The organism is uncultured Hymenobacter sp., assembly GCF_964242765.1.
Classification (GTDB): Bacteria; Bacteroidota; Bacteroidia; order Cytophagales; family Hymenobacteraceae; genus Hymenobacter.
In genome coordinates this window covers 1-16,911 of the sequence record NZ_CAXTBM010000077.1, presented here as the reverse complement: position 1 = coordinate 16,911, position 16,911 = coordinate 1, and the positions used below count along the sequence as shown (strand labels likewise).

Annotated in this window: 12 protein-coding genes; 7 read left to right on the top strand and 5 right to left on the bottom strand. The window is 51.7% G+C overall.

Features of this window, described 5'->3' with window-relative positions; genetic code table 11:
- The first annotated feature begins 1,216 nt into the window (after positions 1–1,216).
- Together ACFE7X_RS21935 and ACFE7X_RS21930 are read left to right on the top strand one after the other, a co-directional pair.
- Complete coding sequence (locus ACFE7X_RS21935) at positions 1,217–1,579, top strand: PadR family transcriptional regulator (protein WP_375437832.1); 363 nt, start codon at positions 1,217–1,219, stop codon at positions 1,577–1,579.
- Between the two features lie 53 nt (positions 1,580–1,632).
- Positions 1,633–4,311 (top strand): GIN domain-containing protein, encoded by a 2,679-nt coding sequence (locus ACFE7X_RS21930; protein WP_375437827.1) that lies wholly within the window; start codon positions 1,633–1,635, stop codon positions 4,309–4,311.
- Between the two features lie 291 nt (positions 4,312–4,602).
- Here the strand turns inward: ACFE7X_RS21930 and ACFE7X_RS21925 are convergent, their stop codons facing one another.
- Complete coding sequence (locus tag ACFE7X_RS21925) at positions 4,603–6,018, bottom strand: CCA tRNA nucleotidyltransferase (RefSeq protein ID WP_375437826.1); 1,416 nt, start codon at positions 6,016–6,018, stop codon at positions 4,603–4,605.
- A 294-nt stretch (positions 6,019–6,312) separates the two neighbouring features.
- Between ACFE7X_RS21925 and ACFE7X_RS21920 the strand changes: the two genes are divergently transcribed.
- The gene (locus ACFE7X_RS21920) at positions 6,313–7,035 is read left to right on the top strand and encodes a DUF2306 domain-containing protein (protein ID WP_375437825.1); all 723 of its coding nucleotides are present in this window, start codon (positions 6,313–6,315) and stop codon (positions 7,033–7,035) included.
- 160 nt (positions 7,036–7,195) lie between these two features.
- On the opposite strand, the gene ACFE7X_RS21915 is transcribed toward ACFE7X_RS21920, so the two are convergent.
- Together ACFE7X_RS21915 and mce are read right to left on the bottom strand one after the other, a co-directional pair.
- Entirely contained in the window at positions 7,196–7,774 is a 579-nt protein-coding gene (locus ACFE7X_RS21915; RefSeq protein ID WP_375437824.1) for an L-threonylcarbamoyladenylate synthase, read from the bottom strand.
- Positions 7,775–7,870: 96 nt separating this feature from the next.
- Positions 7,871–8,272 carry a methylmalonyl-CoA epimerase gene (gene mce, locus ACFE7X_RS21910; RefSeq protein ID WP_375437823.1) on the bottom strand — a complete coding sequence of 134 codons (402 nt, stop codon included), beginning with the start codon at positions 8,270–8,272 and terminating at the stop codon, positions 7,871–7,873.
- Between the two features lie 168 nt (positions 8,273–8,440).
- On the opposite strand from mce, the gene ACFE7X_RS21905 reads away from it, so the two are divergent.
- From ACFE7X_RS21905 to ACFE7X_RS21890, 4 genes are all read left to right on the top strand, one after another.
- Positions 8,441–9,655 (top strand): IscS subfamily cysteine desulfurase, encoded by a 1,215-nt coding sequence (locus ACFE7X_RS21905; protein ID WP_375437822.1) that lies wholly within the window; start codon positions 8,441–8,443, stop codon positions 9,653–9,655.
- Between the two features lie 103 nt (positions 9,656–9,758).
- The gene (iscU, locus tag ACFE7X_RS21900) at positions 9,759–10,175 is read left to right on the top strand and encodes a Fe-S cluster assembly scaffold IscU (protein ID WP_331143908.1); all 417 of its coding nucleotides are present in this window, start codon (positions 9,759–9,761) and stop codon (positions 10,173–10,175) included.
- A 99-nt stretch (positions 10,176–10,274) separates the two neighbouring features.
- Positions 10,275–10,685 (top strand): hypothetical protein, encoded by a 411-nt coding sequence (locus ACFE7X_RS21895; RefSeq protein WP_375437821.1) that lies wholly within the window; start codon positions 10,275–10,277, stop codon positions 10,683–10,685.
- A gap of 68 nt (positions 10,686–10,753) precedes the next feature.
- The gene (locus tag ACFE7X_RS21890; protein ID WP_375437820.1) at positions 10,754–11,080 is read left to right on the top strand and encodes a HesB/IscA family protein; all 327 of its coding nucleotides are present in this window, start codon (positions 10,754–10,756) and stop codon (positions 11,078–11,080) included.
- A gap of 98 nt (positions 11,081–11,178) precedes the next feature.
- Here ACFE7X_RS21890 and ACFE7X_RS21885 read toward each other — a convergent pair whose 3' ends face one another.
- Both ACFE7X_RS21885 and ACFE7X_RS21880 read right to left on the bottom strand, forming a co-directional pair.
- Positions 11,179–12,549 carry a T9SS type A sorting domain-containing protein gene (locus ACFE7X_RS21885; RefSeq protein ID WP_375437819.1) on the bottom strand — a complete coding sequence of 457 codons (1,371 nt, stop codon included), beginning with the start codon at positions 12,547–12,549 and terminating at the stop codon, positions 11,179–11,181.
- A gap of 242 nt (positions 12,550–12,791) precedes the next feature.
- Positions 12,792–16,325: a T9SS type A sorting domain-containing protein gene (locus ACFE7X_RS21880; protein ID WP_375437818.1), complete on the bottom strand. Its 3,534-nt coding sequence runs from the start codon at positions 16,323–16,325 to the stop codon at positions 12,792–12,794.
- Positions 16,326–16,911 lie beyond the last annotated feature (586 nt).

Genomic DNA, 16,911 nt, shown 5'->3' with positions numbered 1-16,911 from the left:
CAAGCGTGTTACGCTCTCCATCCGTAGTCAATTCCAGGTCGACGGCCACCAGAGCGGTAAACTCGCTGGGCAGCTTCACCAAACGGCCCGCACCCAACACAAAACGCGGCAGCGTCACTTCGGTGCTGCTGGCGGGTATTAGGCTGCTGTCGCCCGGTACGGGACTCAGCTTTTCAGAATTGATGGTCCAGGCATTCACCGTAGTGGTAATGTCGCGGGCCATGAGGCCGAAGTGCCAGTCGTTTTTGTCGTACTGCACTCCCGCATCGATGCCAAAACCCCAGGCGTTGGCAAAGTCGCCGACGTTGCGGTAGACCACTTTCGCATTGGCGCCTACTTTGAGCCCCTCGATATTGCCAATTCGGCGGGCATAGGACAGCAACACCGCGTAATCGGCCACCGAGAAGTAGCGGATACGGTCGTACTGAATGTAACCGTACTCGTTGATCAAGTCGCGCGTATCAGCAATGTCATCGACGCCTAAGCGCAGGGCACTAATGCCAATAGCGCTTTTATCGTCGAGAGGCATGGAGAAAGCGGCGTAGTCGTTCTTAACAATGCCCGAGAACAGTTCGGAGTGCATCAGAACGGCATCGTATTTTGCTTTTTGATCAAGCAGGCCCGCCGGGTTCCAATAGCCAGCAGTAGCATCCTGGGCAAGACTAACTTGCACTTTACCCATACCCAACGCTCGCCCTCCAACACCGATATTCAGAAACTCGTTGCTATACTTTGGGGTCACATCTTGGGCCGAGGCAGCCGTGGAAGCGAGAAATAGTAGGCTGCTAGCACCAAGGAGCAGCGTGGTAGTATGGAAGAAGTGCTTCATAGAAAAATGGGCTAAAAACGAGTAGTCCGCTTTTCAACGCAAGGTACTACATATTAGTACGTGACGCTTTAAATGCCTCACAAATTAGCCTAGGATCAGCGGGTTAAGGCTGAGTTTACAGAAGTAGTCAGGCTGTTGTTCCCGGCCAGCGGCACCTGCCAACGTCGGGCCTATACACACGAGAAGATTTGCCGCAGAAGGCAAATGCTGTCTTTTTCTCTAGTGCCTTTCTGTAAAAAACGGCTTGCCGGCTATAAATCTCGCTTTTCCGATTCTTTGATGCGTCGCGAAAGGGACACCATAAAAATATTTTTCAACAGTACCTTGCGTTACATAGTACCTTCCATTATCTTTGACTCATTCTTCACCGACTACCGCCTCAAGCCCATGAAAGTAGAGAACACCCAAGTGCAGATGCGGAAGGGAATTCTGGAATTCTGCATCCTGGAGATTATCGCCCGCGGCGAGGTATATGCGTCCGATATGCTCGAAGAACTAACCCAAGCCCGCATGATTGTGGTGGAGGGGACGCTCTACCCGCTGCTCACGCGCCTCAAAAATGCCGGCCTGCTCGATTATACCTGGAAGGAATCGATGAGTGGCCCGCCGCGCAAGTACTACACCCTCACCACCGGCGGGCAGGATTTTCTGCAACAGTTGCGCCTTACCTGGGAAGAAGTACAGGACTCCATCCGCATCATCCGCCAAAAGCCTTCCGCCAACGGGAGCAGCGTACCGGTCGTGCTGTAGCACCCGGCCCTTCCTCCCGATTTTTTTCCGACTAGTTGCAGCCCCTGACTGAGATGAAAAAGAACATCAGCATCAACCTCCAAGGCATCATCTTCCACATCGAGGAAGACGGCTACGAAGTTTTGAGCCGCTATTTGGCCGAAGTGAAAGCCCACTTCAGCAACTATCGCGGCCACGAGGAAATCGTGGCGGATATTGAAGGCCGTATTGCCGAAATCTTCGCTGCCCGCCTCTCCGGCGTCAAGCAGGTGATTTCGCTGGACGACGTGCAGGCGATGACCGCCAAAATGGGCCGCGTGAGCGACTTCCAAAGCGCCGAAGACGCCGAGGACGACGACGAGTTGCTCGCCGATGCCGTAGCCAGTGGTACTGCTGCCGGCACGTATACTAGTGCTGGCATTGGCGACCCCGACGGGCCCTTCGGCACCAGCGGCTCCTTTGGACCTGAAGGACCATTTGGTCGCAAAGGCACTTTTGGCCCTGAAGGTGCGTTTGGCTCCAGCGCTGGAAATAAAACGGAAACCACCGACGAGCCCCGCCGCCTCTACCGCGACATGGCTAACCGCAAAGTGGCCGGAGTAGCCGGTGGTATTGCCCGCTATTTCGCCATCAATCCGCTTTGGATACGGTTGGGCTTTCTGGGACTACTCATCTTGGTGCCACTGGCTTTCGATGACCTTGGCTGGCTAGAGGAGGTAGGTGAAAAACTCGCGGCCTTGTCGGTTATCTCCTACATCATTCTCTGGATTGCGCTTCCCAAACGCTACGACGGCACGCCGGAGCAGGAGGACCGAAGCTACAAAAAGTTCTACCGCGACACCGACAACGGTAAAGTGGGGGGCGTATCGGCAGGCTTGGCCGCTTACCTCAACTCCGATGTGACGCTGATTCGGGTGCTGTTCATTGCTGGCTTGTTTATCGGCGGTATTTCCTTCATTCTGTATCCGCTGCTCTGGATTTTGTTGCCCGAAGCCAAGACCATCTCGGAAAAGATGCGCATGCGCGGCGACGCCGTCACGCTATCAGGCATTGACAGCAACGTGCGCAACAACGCCTTCGAAGCCGGACCGGGCAACAACCGCCCTGTAGGCACCTTTTTCGAGGACTTGGCCGGGGCCCTGAATCCGCTGCTCAACTTTGTCGGCAGCGCCATCCGCATCATTGCGGGCGTACTACTAACCATACTTGGATTCGGCTTTCTGCTTGCTCTGGTTATTCTCCTGGGCGTGGGTATAGGCTTGATTCCTGATTCTCAAAACATCATGGCCGGCGACGTGCCCGCTCATGTGTTCCTGAACGGTGTGCCCGGTTGGGCGCTGCTGTCCGGGTTTCTGGCCTTCGGAATCCCCACCCTGGCCATGCTGCTGCTCGGCATCGGACTATTGATGCGCCGCGCCATTTTGAGCCGCACAATGGGGTGGTCGTTGTTCGGGCTGTGGCTGCTGAGCATCATTGGGGTTACGGTGGCCGTAGCTCGCCAGAGCCGGGAGTTTCAGTACGGAGCCGATGTCGAGCAAAGCCAGCAGTATCCTGGCCTCCGGGCCCGTGTACTGCGCCTCGAAACCCGCCAGGTAGACCGTGAATGGGACCAGTGGGTGGATGTAGAACTGGCTGCCGCCGACAGTGGCCGGACCGTGGAAGTGATCCGCCGGCTCTCGGCTAAAGGCTCCTCCGAAGCCGAAGCCAGCAACACCGCCGCTACCACCGTGGCCTACACCGTACGGACCCGCGGCGACTCGACCCTGATTTTCGACGACCACTTCTCGTTCCAACCGAATGCCCGCTACCGTGACCAAGATCTGGAATTGACGATCCGCCTGCCCCGCGACCGGACTTTCCACCTCAGCCAAAACTTTGCAAACTGGCTGAATGATGACGACTTCGTAGGCAACAACACTCCCGAAAACGTCGAGGAGCACACATTCCGGATGCGCGGCAACAAGCTAGAATGCATTGACTGCACGCCGGAAGAAATGGGTGCCGATGAGAACACCACCGAAGACAACGAAGACGACGACAACGATGCAAACATAGACCTCGACTTCGGCGGAGTCACCGCTTTCGAAACCGACGAAAACCACTATGGCTCGGGTCGCCGCACCTATAAAGAGGAAGATTTTGATGGTGTTAGCGTGTTGGGGCCCTACCGCGTGGTGATACGGACTGGCAGCACCTACCAGGTAAAGGCCGCTGGCGATACCAACGACCTTGACGACCTGCGCATAGAGCGTGAAGGCAGCAAGCTGGTGGTTCGGCCCCGCAACCGCAACTTTATGGGTGGCTCCAACTGGAGAAGTGCCGACAAAGTGCTGATAACCATTGAAACGCCCGAACTGGACCGGCTGGAGCTAGTAGGAGCCGCTCAAGCCGACGTGCAGGGCTTCGGCAGTGGCGACCTGCGAGTGGAGCAAGCCGGTGCCAGTCAGCTGCGCCTGCAAGGCGACTTCAACAAGCTCGACATCGACTTGGCCGGCGCCTGCCGCGCCTCGCTGGAAGGCAAAGCCGATGAGTTGAGCGTTGATGGAGCGGGTGGCTGCGAACTAGCCGCTGCCAACTTCACAACCCGCAGTGCCGACATTAACATGGTAGGCGGCAGCAAAGCGCGCCTGCGCGTAACCGAGAACCTGAAGGCTGATGCCATCGGCGCGAGCGTAATCGAGTACAGCGGCAACCCCTCCGACGTGACGAAAGATGCTACCGGTGCTTCCAGCGTGCGCTCTGTTGAAGAGTAAGACTCGCCCTTCATCCAAGCTACATCCGCTGCATTCAAGCTTTAATTGGAATAGCAATTTATTTGAGAATATATCTGGTGAGTGAGGCAACGCTCCTCAATAAGCCAGCATCTATGTTGCTGGTGAAACGAAAAAGAGGGTCCATTTTTTCTGGTGAGTGAAAGGCAGACCCCCGAGGAAGTTCTTTCGCCGTTTGTGCTGCAACCGAACGGCGAAAGGCTTCCTCAATTTTTTGTAGTGCAATAAAGAAGCGGGGAACTAGAGGCTCAAATGCTCTAGTTCCCCGCTTCTTTATTGCACTACTTCCAGCCCTTTGTGCTGCCCTAGCTCTAGCAGCAGCGCAAACGCCTCATCGTATTCGTTGCGGACTTTGCCGTCCAGAATGGCTTCCAAAACCGCATCTTTCAGTTCGCCTACTTCGCGAGAGGGTTTCAAGTTGAAGGTTTGCATGATGACTTCGCCGGTGATGACTGGCTTGAAGTTGCGTAAATGGTCTTTCTCTTCCACTTCCTTCAGCTTTTCCTCCACCACATCGAAGTTGCGCAGGTAGCGGTTCTTGCGGTCGTAGTCTTTGCTGGTGATGTCGGCGCGGCAGAGCAACATCAGGCGGTCGATGTCGTCGCCGGCCTCGAAGAGCAGGCGGCGCACCGCCGAATCGGTTACAATTTCCTTGGACAGCACAATCGGGCGCAGGTGCAGGCGCACCAGTTTTTGCACCTGGCGCATTTCCTCACCTAACGGCAGTTTGAGGTCGGTGAAGATGCCGGGCACCCAGCGCGCGCCTTTGTCTTCGTGGCCGTGGAAAGTCCAGCCCACGCGCTTGTCGTAGCGTTTGGTGGCAGGTTTGGCAATGTCGTGCAGAATGGCGGCCCAACGCAGCCACAGGTCGCCGCCGGCCGCCACCACGTTGTCGAGCACTTGCAACGTGTGGTAGAAATTGTCTTTATGGGCGTGCTGGCCTACTTTCTCTACACCGTAAAGCTGCGCCATCTTCGGGAAGACAAGGTGCAGCAAGCCACATTGAAACAGCAGCTTGAAGCCGTAGCTCGGCTTCGGCGCCATAATAATTTTGTTCAGCTCGGTGGTAATCCGCTCCTGCGACACGATCTTGATGCGCTCCTTGTTACGAGCCAGCGCGTCGTAGGTGTCGGGCTCGATGTCGAAATCCAGCTGCGTAGCAAAGCGGATAGCTCGCAGCATCCGCAGCGGATCATCAGAGAAAGTAATGTCGGGGTCGAGGGGCGTGCGAATGGTGCGGCGCTGCAAGTCGCCCATGCCGTCGTAGCGGTCAACGAGGGTCCCAAAGTCGGCGGGGTTGAGGCTTAGGCCCAAAGCATTGATGGTGAAGTCGCGGCGGGCAAGGTCTTCTTCCAGGGTGCCAGCTTCCACTTCCGGCTTGCGGCTCTCGGCGCGGTAACTCTCTTTGCGGGCACCCACAAACTCAACTTCAATTTCCGGGGTGGGCAACATGGCCGTGCCGAAGTTCTTGAAAACTGTCACGCGGGGCCGGCCCGGCAGTTTGCGCCCTACCTCCTGTGCCAGCCGGATACCGTCGCCGACGCACACCACATCCACATCCTTGCTTTCGCGCGCCAACGCCAAGTCTCGCACGAATCCGCCAATAATGTAAGCTGGGTAGCCTAGTTCGCCGGCGGCATCGGCAATGGTACGGAACAAGGGAAGATCGGGAAGCTGCGGGGTTTTCATGGGGCAAAGTTCGGCAACCATCTGCTAAGTATCGAATCGAAAGATGAAGTAGCAGGACTGCTTCTGTTTACCTCGCTCTTACATGGTGCCTTTTCAGTACTTACCGCTTCGCTCCAACTACTTTCCTAGCACCGGCATTAAGTGCAGCAGTACCCCAGTAACCTTAACCTCAGTAAGTATTCTCTACACTTCATCTAGCCTATCCTATACTTCAGCGCATTGCAATTGGGTGGCGCGCCGCGAAAGTCGAAGTTTACAACATTGATCTGGTTCACCATTTACTGGTTGCATGCTATGCACTTCGCTCTATTCTTCGCCCTGCCCGCCACTTCCTTGTTTATCCGCCTGTTGCTGGGCGCTCATATTGCGGCTGGTACCATTGCTCTTCTGGCAGGCCTTGTTCCCATGTTAGGCCACAAAGGTGGCTCATTGCATGTGCGGGTTGGCCGGCTCTACACGTATTGCATGATGGCAGTAGCCGTTACGGCCGTGCTGCTTTGCGTATTTCAACCCCTCACGCAGAGCCGCTTGTTTCTGACGGGCGTGGCCGTCCTGAGCTTCTATCTTAGCTTCACCGGCTGGCGGGCCGCGCGTCGGCGCAGCGCGGTATTACCAGCCGCCGACTTAGCCTTAGGGGCCATTTCCTCTTTGGTTGGCCTCCTAATGGTAGGAACTGGTTTGTGGCTTCAGGCAATTATATTCGCCTTTTTCGGGGGATTGATTTGCCTGTTTGCGGGCCTTGACACGTGGCGCGGGTTGCGCGCTCAGCCAGTACTCAGCCTCGAACCCTGGTTATTTCGCCATTTCATCCGCATGGGCGGGTCATATATCTCCGCGGCAACGGCCTTTATCGTGGTGAACGTGGGGCATTGGCTACCTACCGAAGCTCCGCACTGGCTTAGGCTGGTGGGCTGGCTGGCCCCTACGTTGTTGGGTAGCTTCCTTATTTCACGTACTGTGCGGCGGTACCGGGCCCGCTTGCAGACAGGAAGTACTCTGGACGTCAAATCAGCTTAATTTGAAATACCTGCTTGCCTTTACGCATCAGCTTTTGCTCGGCCGTATAAATGAAATTGTTGTTCGGCGCAAAGCAGGGAATGTGTGTTTACTTGCTGATCCAGCAAACTTCAGATTCCTTTTTTTCGCTCGGAACATCGATAAGTTCTCACCTACTTATTTAGTCACGCAAAATTTCCAGCGCACCGTCGTCTAGCACCCGAACCACCCGCGAGGGCGTAGTGCGGGTTGTTTCATCTTGGCGCCAATTCACAACGTAGTCGGCGCCGCGTATCAGGGCCGGATTCACTTCCGAATATAGTCCCGGCGTAGGCTCACCGCTCAAGTTGGCCGAAGTAGACACAAGCCCGTGTCCTAGCCGCCGTACCACCTTGTGGCAGAACTCATCGCTAAGCACCACTCGTAGCCCAATGGTGCCATCGGCAGCCAACAGGTTGGGGGCGAGATAGCGGCTTCCGGGCACCACATACGTAGTTGGTTTCGACTGAGCCGCGAGTAGCATCGACAGGTGCGACGGCACTACGGCAGCATAGCGCGCAAACATTACCTCGTCCGCTACCAGCACAATGCATGATTTCTCGGCCGGGCGTTGCTTCAACTTGTATAAGCGCTCCACGGCTGGGGGCACCTCGGCATCACAACCAAGTCCCCATACAGTGTCAGTAGGATAAAGGATTACCTGCTGAAGCAGCAAAGCATCCACGGCTGCATCCACTTCCTGGCGGAAAAAGTTACTCATAGATTGTTGGCTTACTGGTTGCTAGTTACTGCTTGCCTCTTCCTTCTTGAAGCACGCTTTCAATTAAGCGTCAATCACAAATCAGCAACAAATAACTTATACAGACTGGCACAATTCCACCAATACGCCGTTGGCGCTCTTCGGATGCACAAAACACACGAGCTTATTATCGGCTCCTGGCTTGGGCTCTGAATTCAGCAAAACAAAGCCTGCTTCGCGTAGCCGGGCCATTTCCGCTCTGATATCGGTTACCTCGAATGCAATGTGGTGGATGCCTTCGGGTTTCTTGCTCAGAAACTTACTGATGGCGCTGTCGGGGGAAGTTGCGGCCAGTAGCTCGATCTTGGAATTTCCTATTTGAAAAAAAACAGTATCAACGGCCTCACTTGCTACGTATTCGCGCTTATAAGGCTCTTGCCCCAACAAGGCAACATACAGAGCAGTAGCCTTTTCTAGGTCCTGTACGGCCAAGCCTACGTGTTCGAGGTTCTTTAGCATAAGAGGGGCTGGCAACTATAGTACGGCTTCTTTGGATTTGTTCTACTTTTGCAGCAGCAAAGTAAAACCACTTCACGGATTTCTGTGTTTTACTTTCAAACGATTCTACACTGGTTTTCTTTGGTTGCCTCTGAATACCGGATTTCCACTGCAACCTGATTGTGCGCCATGCTCAAGCTCCCTATCTACCTCGATAACAACGCTACCACGCCCCTCGACCCTCGGGTTTTGGAGGCGATGATGCCTTACCTGACGGAAGTATTTGGCAATGCCGCTTCTCGTAACCACCCCTTCGGCTGGGCCGCCGAAGAAGCCGTTGACTATGCCCGCGACCAAATAGCATCGCTGATCAACTGCGACGCCAAGGAAATCATCTTCACTTCGGGTGCCACCGAGTCCGATAACCTCGGTATCAAAGGAGTATTCGAGATGTATTCCCAGAAGGGCAACCACATTATTACCGCCACCACCGAACACAAAGCGGTGCTTGATACGTGCAAGCACATCGAGAAGCTAGGTGGCCGCGTTACGTACTTGCCCGTGAACTCAGAAGGCTTAATCAGCCTCGAGGAACTGGAAGCCGCCATGACTCCCCAGACGATTCTGGTGACTATCATGTATGGCAACAATGAAACTGGCACCATCCAGCCGATCCGTGAAATTGCCGCTATTGCTCACAAGCATGGCGCGCTGTTCATGACGGATGGTACCCAGGCCGTTGGTAAGATTCCAGTGGACGTAATTGCCGATGGCATCGACCTGATGGCCTTCACCGCCCACAAGATGTATGGACCTAAGGGTATTGGCGCTTTGTATGTACGCCGCAAAAACCCACGGGTAAAGGTTACTGCCCAGATGGATGGTGGTGGCCATGAGCGTGGCATGCGTTCGGGTACCCTGAACGTACCAGGCATTGTAGGCCTCGGTAAAGCTTGCGAATTGGCTCGCCTGGAAATGGTGGCCGATACCCAGCGCCTAAGCGCTATGCGTGACCGGCTGGAGCGTGAGTTGCTAACGCTAGAAGAAAGCTACGTAAACGGCTCCCGTGAGCATCGCTTGCCGCACGTCACCAACATCTCCTTCAAATATGTGGAAGGAGAAGGCTTGATGATGGGTGTTAAAGACTTAGCTGTATCCTCTGGTTCGGCTTGCACCTCGGCCTCTTTGGAGCCTTCTTACGTATTGAAGGCCTTGGGTTTGAGTGATGACCTTGCTCATAGTTCCCTTCGCTTCGGTTTGAGCCGCTTCACTACTGATGAGCAAATCGATTATGCCATCAACCACGTAAAAGAAGCAGTAACCAAGCTTCGCGAAATGTCGCCGCTTTGGGAGATGTTCAAAGAAGGCATCGACTTAAGCAAGATTGAGTGGGCTGAGCATTAATATCAAAAACTCGCATCCGGAAGCGCAGAATCTTTAACAGTTTTAACGCTTTCCAAGCTCAGTTTTGAATTCTGAAATTTGAACTCTATTTCCTGAAAAAGCCATGGCTTACTCCGATAAAGTAATTGACCATTACAGCAACCCTCGCAACGTAGGCACGCTGGACAAGAGCAAGAAAAACGTAGGCACTGGCCTGGTTGGTGCTCCTGAGTGCGGCGACGTAATGCGCCTGCAAATCGAGGTGGACGAAACCACCAATACCATCACCGACGCTAAGTTCAAGACCTTTGGCTGCGGCTCGGCCATTGCTTCGTCTTCACTGGCAACTGAGTGGCTGAAAGGCAAGACAGTTGACGAGGCGCTGGCCATCGACAATATGGAGATTGTGGAAGAATTGGCTTTGCCGCCCGTCAAAATTCACTGCTCTGTGTTAGCTGAAGATGCCATCAAATCGGCCATCAACGACTACCGCGTGAAAAATGGCTTACCGGCTTTGGAAGAAGCTAAGTCGCACCACTAATTGAGTAGGCAGAAATTTAAGAGCTAGAGGATAGAATGTATTGGCTTAAGCCGACATCTTATCTTCTAGCTTTTAAGTTCTAACTCTTCTTTTCTGATAATGGACGTTTCTGCTTCCGACATACATGTTGAAAGTGCTCGTATTCAGCAGCAGATAGAGCAATACTTGGGCATGGGCTCAGGTAGCTTACTTTTCGAGTTTCGCCAGTTAGATGGGTTAACACGGCTGGATCTCATCACGGTAAATCCGCGCCACCAGCAGAGCTTCTTGTTTCGCTACGAGACGGGTTATGACAAGCTGGATGTCTTGCGTAAGATGCTAACGTATGTGCAGCGCTACCGCGACACTGAAAGCTCCTATACCATCCAGTGGCGAACCCGCGGCGACAAAGAGTTGCAAACCTCTTATTTCCGCGCCCACAACGCTTATGAAGTGCTTGATAAGCTCTACTACGGCCGCGACTTGAACACCATTACGGTATTTAGTGTGGTGCTAAATCCTTCCTCATAAGTAGTTGAATGAGGGTACTTTTTTGCCCTAATTACTGTTTACTGTTTAACTACCAATTACTGAATACCATGATTACCGTTTCTGAAAAAGCCAAAGATAAAGTTGAGAAGCTCATGCATGACGCAGAGTTGGATCCAACTTACCGCTTGCGCGCTTCAGTGGCCGGCGGCGGTTGTTCGGGCTTGAGTTATAAGCTCGATTTCGATAATGAAGTGAAACCCATGGACCAGGAGTTCGAGGACAAAGGTGTTCGAGTGGTAGTAGACATGAAAAGTTTCCTTTACTTGGCTGGCACCGAACTCAACTTTTCCGACGGTCTCAACGGCAAGGGCTTCTACTTCGACAATCCCAATGCCTCTCGTACCTGCGGCTGCGGCGAAAGCTTTTCTGTGTAACAAGCTTTCCACTACACCTTCAAAATAGCTAGCCTCATTACAAAGAAGCCCCTCTCCATATAATGGGAGAGGGGCTTCTTTGTAATAGCTTCCTTTTATTACTCACGCAGCAAACGCTCGACGGTACGACCAGCGGCGGAGTGCAATTCCAGGAAATAAGAGCCGGCTCGTAGCGCCTGCATATCCACAGTGCTGCCCCCAGTAGTATTGCCTGTCAGAACAGATTGTCCAAGCGCATTGATGATCCGATAACGTACATTACCAAGCGCAGGAGCCAGTGTAATGACGCCAGTGCTAGGATTGGGAAAAAAGCTAGCCACGGACGGATCAATGGATTGTTGTACAACTGCCACCGGTGAGAAAGACTCGGTGCCATCATAATCAAGCTGGCGTAGACGGTAATAGCTCAGCCCAGACAGCGGCTGCTTGTCCACCCACTCATAGCTGTGGCTCTGGCTGCTAGTACCTTTCCCACTAACGCGGCCGATAGTCTGGAACTGCTCGGCTGTGGCTCCACGCTGCACCTCGAATGCAGCGTTGTCCTTCTCCGAAGCCGTTGTCCACTGTAGCTGCGTGCCTTTAACAGATGCTGTTGCCGTAAAGCTCTTTAGCTCCACGGGTAGCGGGGCACTACTGCCACTACCAATCATTACTTCATCAATAGTCCAGAGTTCGTTCAGGCCACAATTAGCGACAATATAGAACCTAATATACTGCTCTCCATCAGGAATAGTGATTCGGTACGAATCATAACCATTGCCATTAAGATTACGGTTTCCAGTGGGTATTATTGTTGTCAAGCCAGCAGTTTGGGTAAAGGCAACGATTCTTTGATTACCTGGTGTAAAGTCCCAATACCCATCTGCATTCCCTCCTTGTCTCCCTGTAATACGTAAGATGTTCTTATAATTAGTACCGTTGTCCGTACTAACATATACATTAACCTGATCTGCGAAATCTACTCCTTGGTCACTAGTAAGTCCCCATGCAGCAAGCCGAAATTGGATGTAGTTACCAGTTGACCCAGCTGCTGTCTGTCTGCCACGAAACAATACGCCTTCCGTAGCATTAGTAACGCCCCAAGAGCTAGTACTACCAGTGGCTGGAGCATAATAGTTAGATCCTGGTGTGTTTCCACTAGGCCCATTGGTAACTCCGCTCTGAGCCACTCCAGTCCTGATAGTGGGATTACCATCAAATCCTAGCTCAACGTTATTGTTGTTATTAGTTCCGTTAAAGCTTTGTACTACAGAGGTTTGAGCTTGAGTTGTTAGGCTTGCTAGACTTGTAAAAGCAACAACAAACAGAGCAATGCAAGCTTTGCTCCGCATAAAACAGGTGCGTTCCATAAAGCAGAGATAATAAAGAGCCATTTTTTTATAAATAAAGTTAAATAAAATACGATTTGCAACATTATTTATGATTATGCTTATATAAATTATTACTATCACTGCTTTGATATAAAGCATTAACAAAGCGGTGATACATTTTTATAATAATCTAATTTACTTAATATTATATTAATTTAATATATAAGCCTGTCATCTTCTTGCCCCCGAATTCAGTATACAATAAGTCAACAAGGTTTGATCAATACCACTAACTGAGTTAGGGCTATTTCACAGTGGTGCCTAATCATACAGCAAGGAACGGCCATAAAAAAGCCCCCTTCGTGAGAAGGAGGCTTCAGTATTTTACAAAGAGTTAAGTGTTAATTTTTCACTATCCGACGGGTAGTTCGCTGGTTGGCTGTATCTACGGTAATCAGATAAGTTCCCGCCTTCAATTCGCTCAAGTCGGTTTCACCGGTTGCGGGCAGCGTGAGCGTCTTAACTTCACGCCCACTTAAATCGGTGATGCGCACTTTCACAGCAGTAGCAAGCTGCTCTTGAGGTAAACTGATAGTCAGCTTGCCTGATGTAGGGTTAGGATAAAATGTAGCTTCAACTAGGCTCTGATTTCTTATAGTAACTACTGGTGAATAAGTGAACTTACCGTCATTGTCAATTTGCTTGAGGCGATAGTAGCTCAAGCCTGACAGTGGCCGCTCGTCTATGGCTTCATATGTGCTGCGGGAACTGGTGCTGCCCTGGCCTTCTTTGAAGAGCACATTTGAGAATTCTTGGCCATTTTGGCTGCGTTGCACTTCGAACCCTCGGTTGTTCTTCTCAGAAGCAGTTGTCCATTGTAGGTTAACCTTTTTATTGCGCAACTGGGCAGTGAAATTCACCAACTCGACGGGCAGCGGCAACTGTACTCCAATAGGCAAGTTCGGGGTTTTGTAGTTCTCAGCTCCCCCTACTTGGTCGTTGTTGTATTCAAAACCGAAAAAGTAGTAAGTAGTGTTAGGATCCAGGCCGGTGATAGTAGCCGTTGTAGCTGAGCTAGCAAATACTACATAGTTACCATCGAGGTTAGTACCGTTGCCATATACGTTATTACCAGGGTCGTAAGGCGTGGCATCTGCTGGAAACGAAGTCGCCGCCGTCAACCTACTGTTGAGGCTAACAATGATGAGCCGGTTTTCACCAAATCCGGCAGCCTCTGGGTTGCCAGGGAACGTAGATCCATCCTCCTGATTGAAAACAACCGTTACGCTTCTACCATCAGCGGAGCGAGTAAGAACGCCTCCTGACTGGCGTGTAGGCTCTACATCAATAGAACGGCCTTGCAGACGTGCATTCGGCACGCGAGTGAATTCTATGCCCCCTTCTAGATCCGGCGTGCGGAAAAGCAAGTCAGCCAGAGCCGAGCCAACCCGAGTTGGAGCATAACGCGCATACAACGTTACACGTGCTAAGCTATCATTAGCATCCGGAACAAGGGTGAGCGTATAACCGGTTGGGTTATCTGCTGTACCGATATCCGAGAAGTCAGCCACCCGTGAAATCTGAAATTGGGGGGTACGAGCAGGATTCAAAGGCGAGGCCGTTGTAGGAGGTTCAGGGTCTTGTGGCACGCGTATAGTTACATTTGCATCAAGACGCGCTCCAACAATTACCAGTGCCTGAGCAGCCGACTGCGTTCCTTTCACTTGGTTCACAACTGGCGCAAAAGTGCCACGAACGTTTATCTCTGGCTCACTAGAACCATTCACCGACACAAATTGCGTACGAGCTGGCGCGCTGCTGTTAGCTACCACTTGGCCCCGGTTGGTTTGAGCAGCCGGTGGATAGTACCGCACATAAATTGTCGTTAGCTCTACATCGTTATTTTGTGAAGGTGTCGACGAACCCGTGATACGGGGCAGCACGATGGAGTTACCCGTAGTAGTACCCAACGAGTTAAATCCTCCTGCGGCAGCCAGGTTATTCGTGAGTGAAATTTGGAAGAACTGCGGTGCCGTGATAGTCAGGTCTTGCAACAAGTTATCCGCCGATACAGCATACGACTGAATGCTGGATGGCGTGGCTGGCGAAGTACTGAACTCACTCAAGATGGCATTGGTGAGCGAGATATCAGAAATTGCGCCACTGGGGTTGTTGGCCGTTATGGATACGTTTACAGGAGCAGCACCAGTGCTAGCTAGCGCAACAGAACCACTAAAAGATCCTTGGCTCACTGAAGGTACCAACCGAACCTCAATCGTCTGGTTGGTGATGTTCCCCGATGGATTAGGATTAATAGTAAGCGCTGCATTAGTGAAAGCGCTACCTACAACAGTAAGATTACGAATCTCAATGTTGGAGTTGGAAGGAGTCAGTGTCAGCGGACCACTAAGGTTGGTAGCACTAGCTGTAAAAGTCTGTGTCTGAGATGAACCGCTATTAGTTACCGTCTGGAAATCGAGTGTCGCAGGCGAAGCATTAATAACAGGCGTCACTGGAGCTGGAGCCCCTGAGCCGCTTACAGCTACAGTAGCCCGAGAGGTACCGTTGCCGGTAGCCACTATGTTACCTGTAATAGGCCCCGTTGTGCCTGGCACAAAGCGCACCTCGATCTGTGCGTTCAGACTGCCACTGGTAGGGGCCAAAATCAATTGGTTTGGTGAAAAAGTAATGCTGCCACTTTGCCGGATTTCGAAACCAGCAGGAGGTGTTACAGTCACATTACCAGTCAGGTCTTGGCCGGTAAGCTGAAATGCTTGTGCGGCTGAGTTAGTACCTACCGCCTGTGTACCGAATGCTAGCGAAGTAGGATTGGCAGCCAGAATTGGTTGCGGAGCCGTTGCACTGCCCGATACAGTAACACTGACTGGGGTTGCGCCTGTGCTGCTTACTTCTATGTCTCCAACTACTGGATAAGGGTAGGGGCCAGGAGCTGTGGCCAACGTCGGGGCGAATATCACATCAAACTGAGCTGAGGCATTGCCGTTGGTATTTGGCGATAGGGTTACCGACTGCGCATATGCATTAGTGGTGCCTAAAAGACGCACTAAGTAGCCAGCCGGAGCTGCGACAACTACATTATCGGTTAGGTCACTGCCTGTTACTGTCAGTATCCGTCTCACCGACCGTTGGTTGACAGGCGTGTTTGGGAAAATCTGGTTGCCGATAGTAGCTGTTAGCGTAGGCTCAAACGCACGCAACGTCACGTCATCAATCCGGTATTGGCGGTTATTGCCAGCAGTAGGATTGTTAGTTGGGCCGTTCGTGTTCGCTACCTTCCTGAAGCGAATGGTCAGGTCATTGGAAGCAGTCGGAAGATTTACCGCAGCACTCACGAGCTGCCATCCTTGAGTCAGCGAAAACGAGTATGGAATACTCGTGAAATTTCCCGTAGCGCCTACCCGATATTCGAGTACAACATCGTCATCCTGCGCTCCAGCAGTTACGGCATTCAAGCCAAATGAAATACGGTAACGACCGGCAGTAGTCGTTATCTGACGAATAGCGTAGGTATAAGTGGTAGCAGGATTCACTACTACTGGCGTTGTAGGAGTCCCAGTAGTAGTAATAGTGGGCCCACCCAACACGATAGAGCGTCCGCCTGAAGCCGCTGTCGTTACCCCAGCAGCATTCTGAAAGGAGTAACCCGTAGAAGTGTTGTTTGCGGGCGCCCCCAAGCCTGTGCCATTAAAGTCAAGCCCAACGTTGTCGAACGCCTGCCGTGCGTTAGCGTCCGGAATGGATTCAAAGACGTTAACTGCGTTTGCAGTTTCCGTGAAGTTTTGTGCTATACCATTCACCGACACAGCAAGCGAAATAAGTAACGACGCCCAGAGACGGTTACTCAGCATTGAGCACAGCGGCCTTACCTGTGTGAGGTAGGGTCGTTGACCCCGGCTTGTGTACGAGTTTTTCATAAGGGTATGGAAAATTGAAATTTACAAACGAAGTAGAAATGAGGCTAGGAAAAGTGCGATTACAACCTTGACAATAAAACTCGTGACCACATACGAAATAATTGAATGATTGTAAGATTACAATTCTTATTTAAATTTGCATTATTACACTACATTTCAAGTGTATCTTATTATACTCCAACGAGTACATACCATATACTGTGCCAAGGCAACCCTTCTTCTTTATGCAAAGAAACCCACTTCCGAGTCTTAACTCTCCAACGCCTAGTAACAAACAGGCAAATTTATCCATAACCCAATCCTCCTAATTGCCTTCTATACGTTACAAATTTGCACTTAATTTCTCACTTGACGATTACATAATAACAAGAAAAACATGTACACCATCCGAGTCTTGAAAAGCTTTAATAGTGCAATCATAAATCTTTATTTGTCGAATTTAGCTTAGGGTCATCTATTGTACCCTTGACGGCCAGCCTACTCCAAGTTGTTTTCCACTAAATATGTGTGGTCAAGCTCGACTTATAATTAGGATTCAATCGATTCTTTAGTAGTGATAATTTGGATAACATACAGCTATATAACC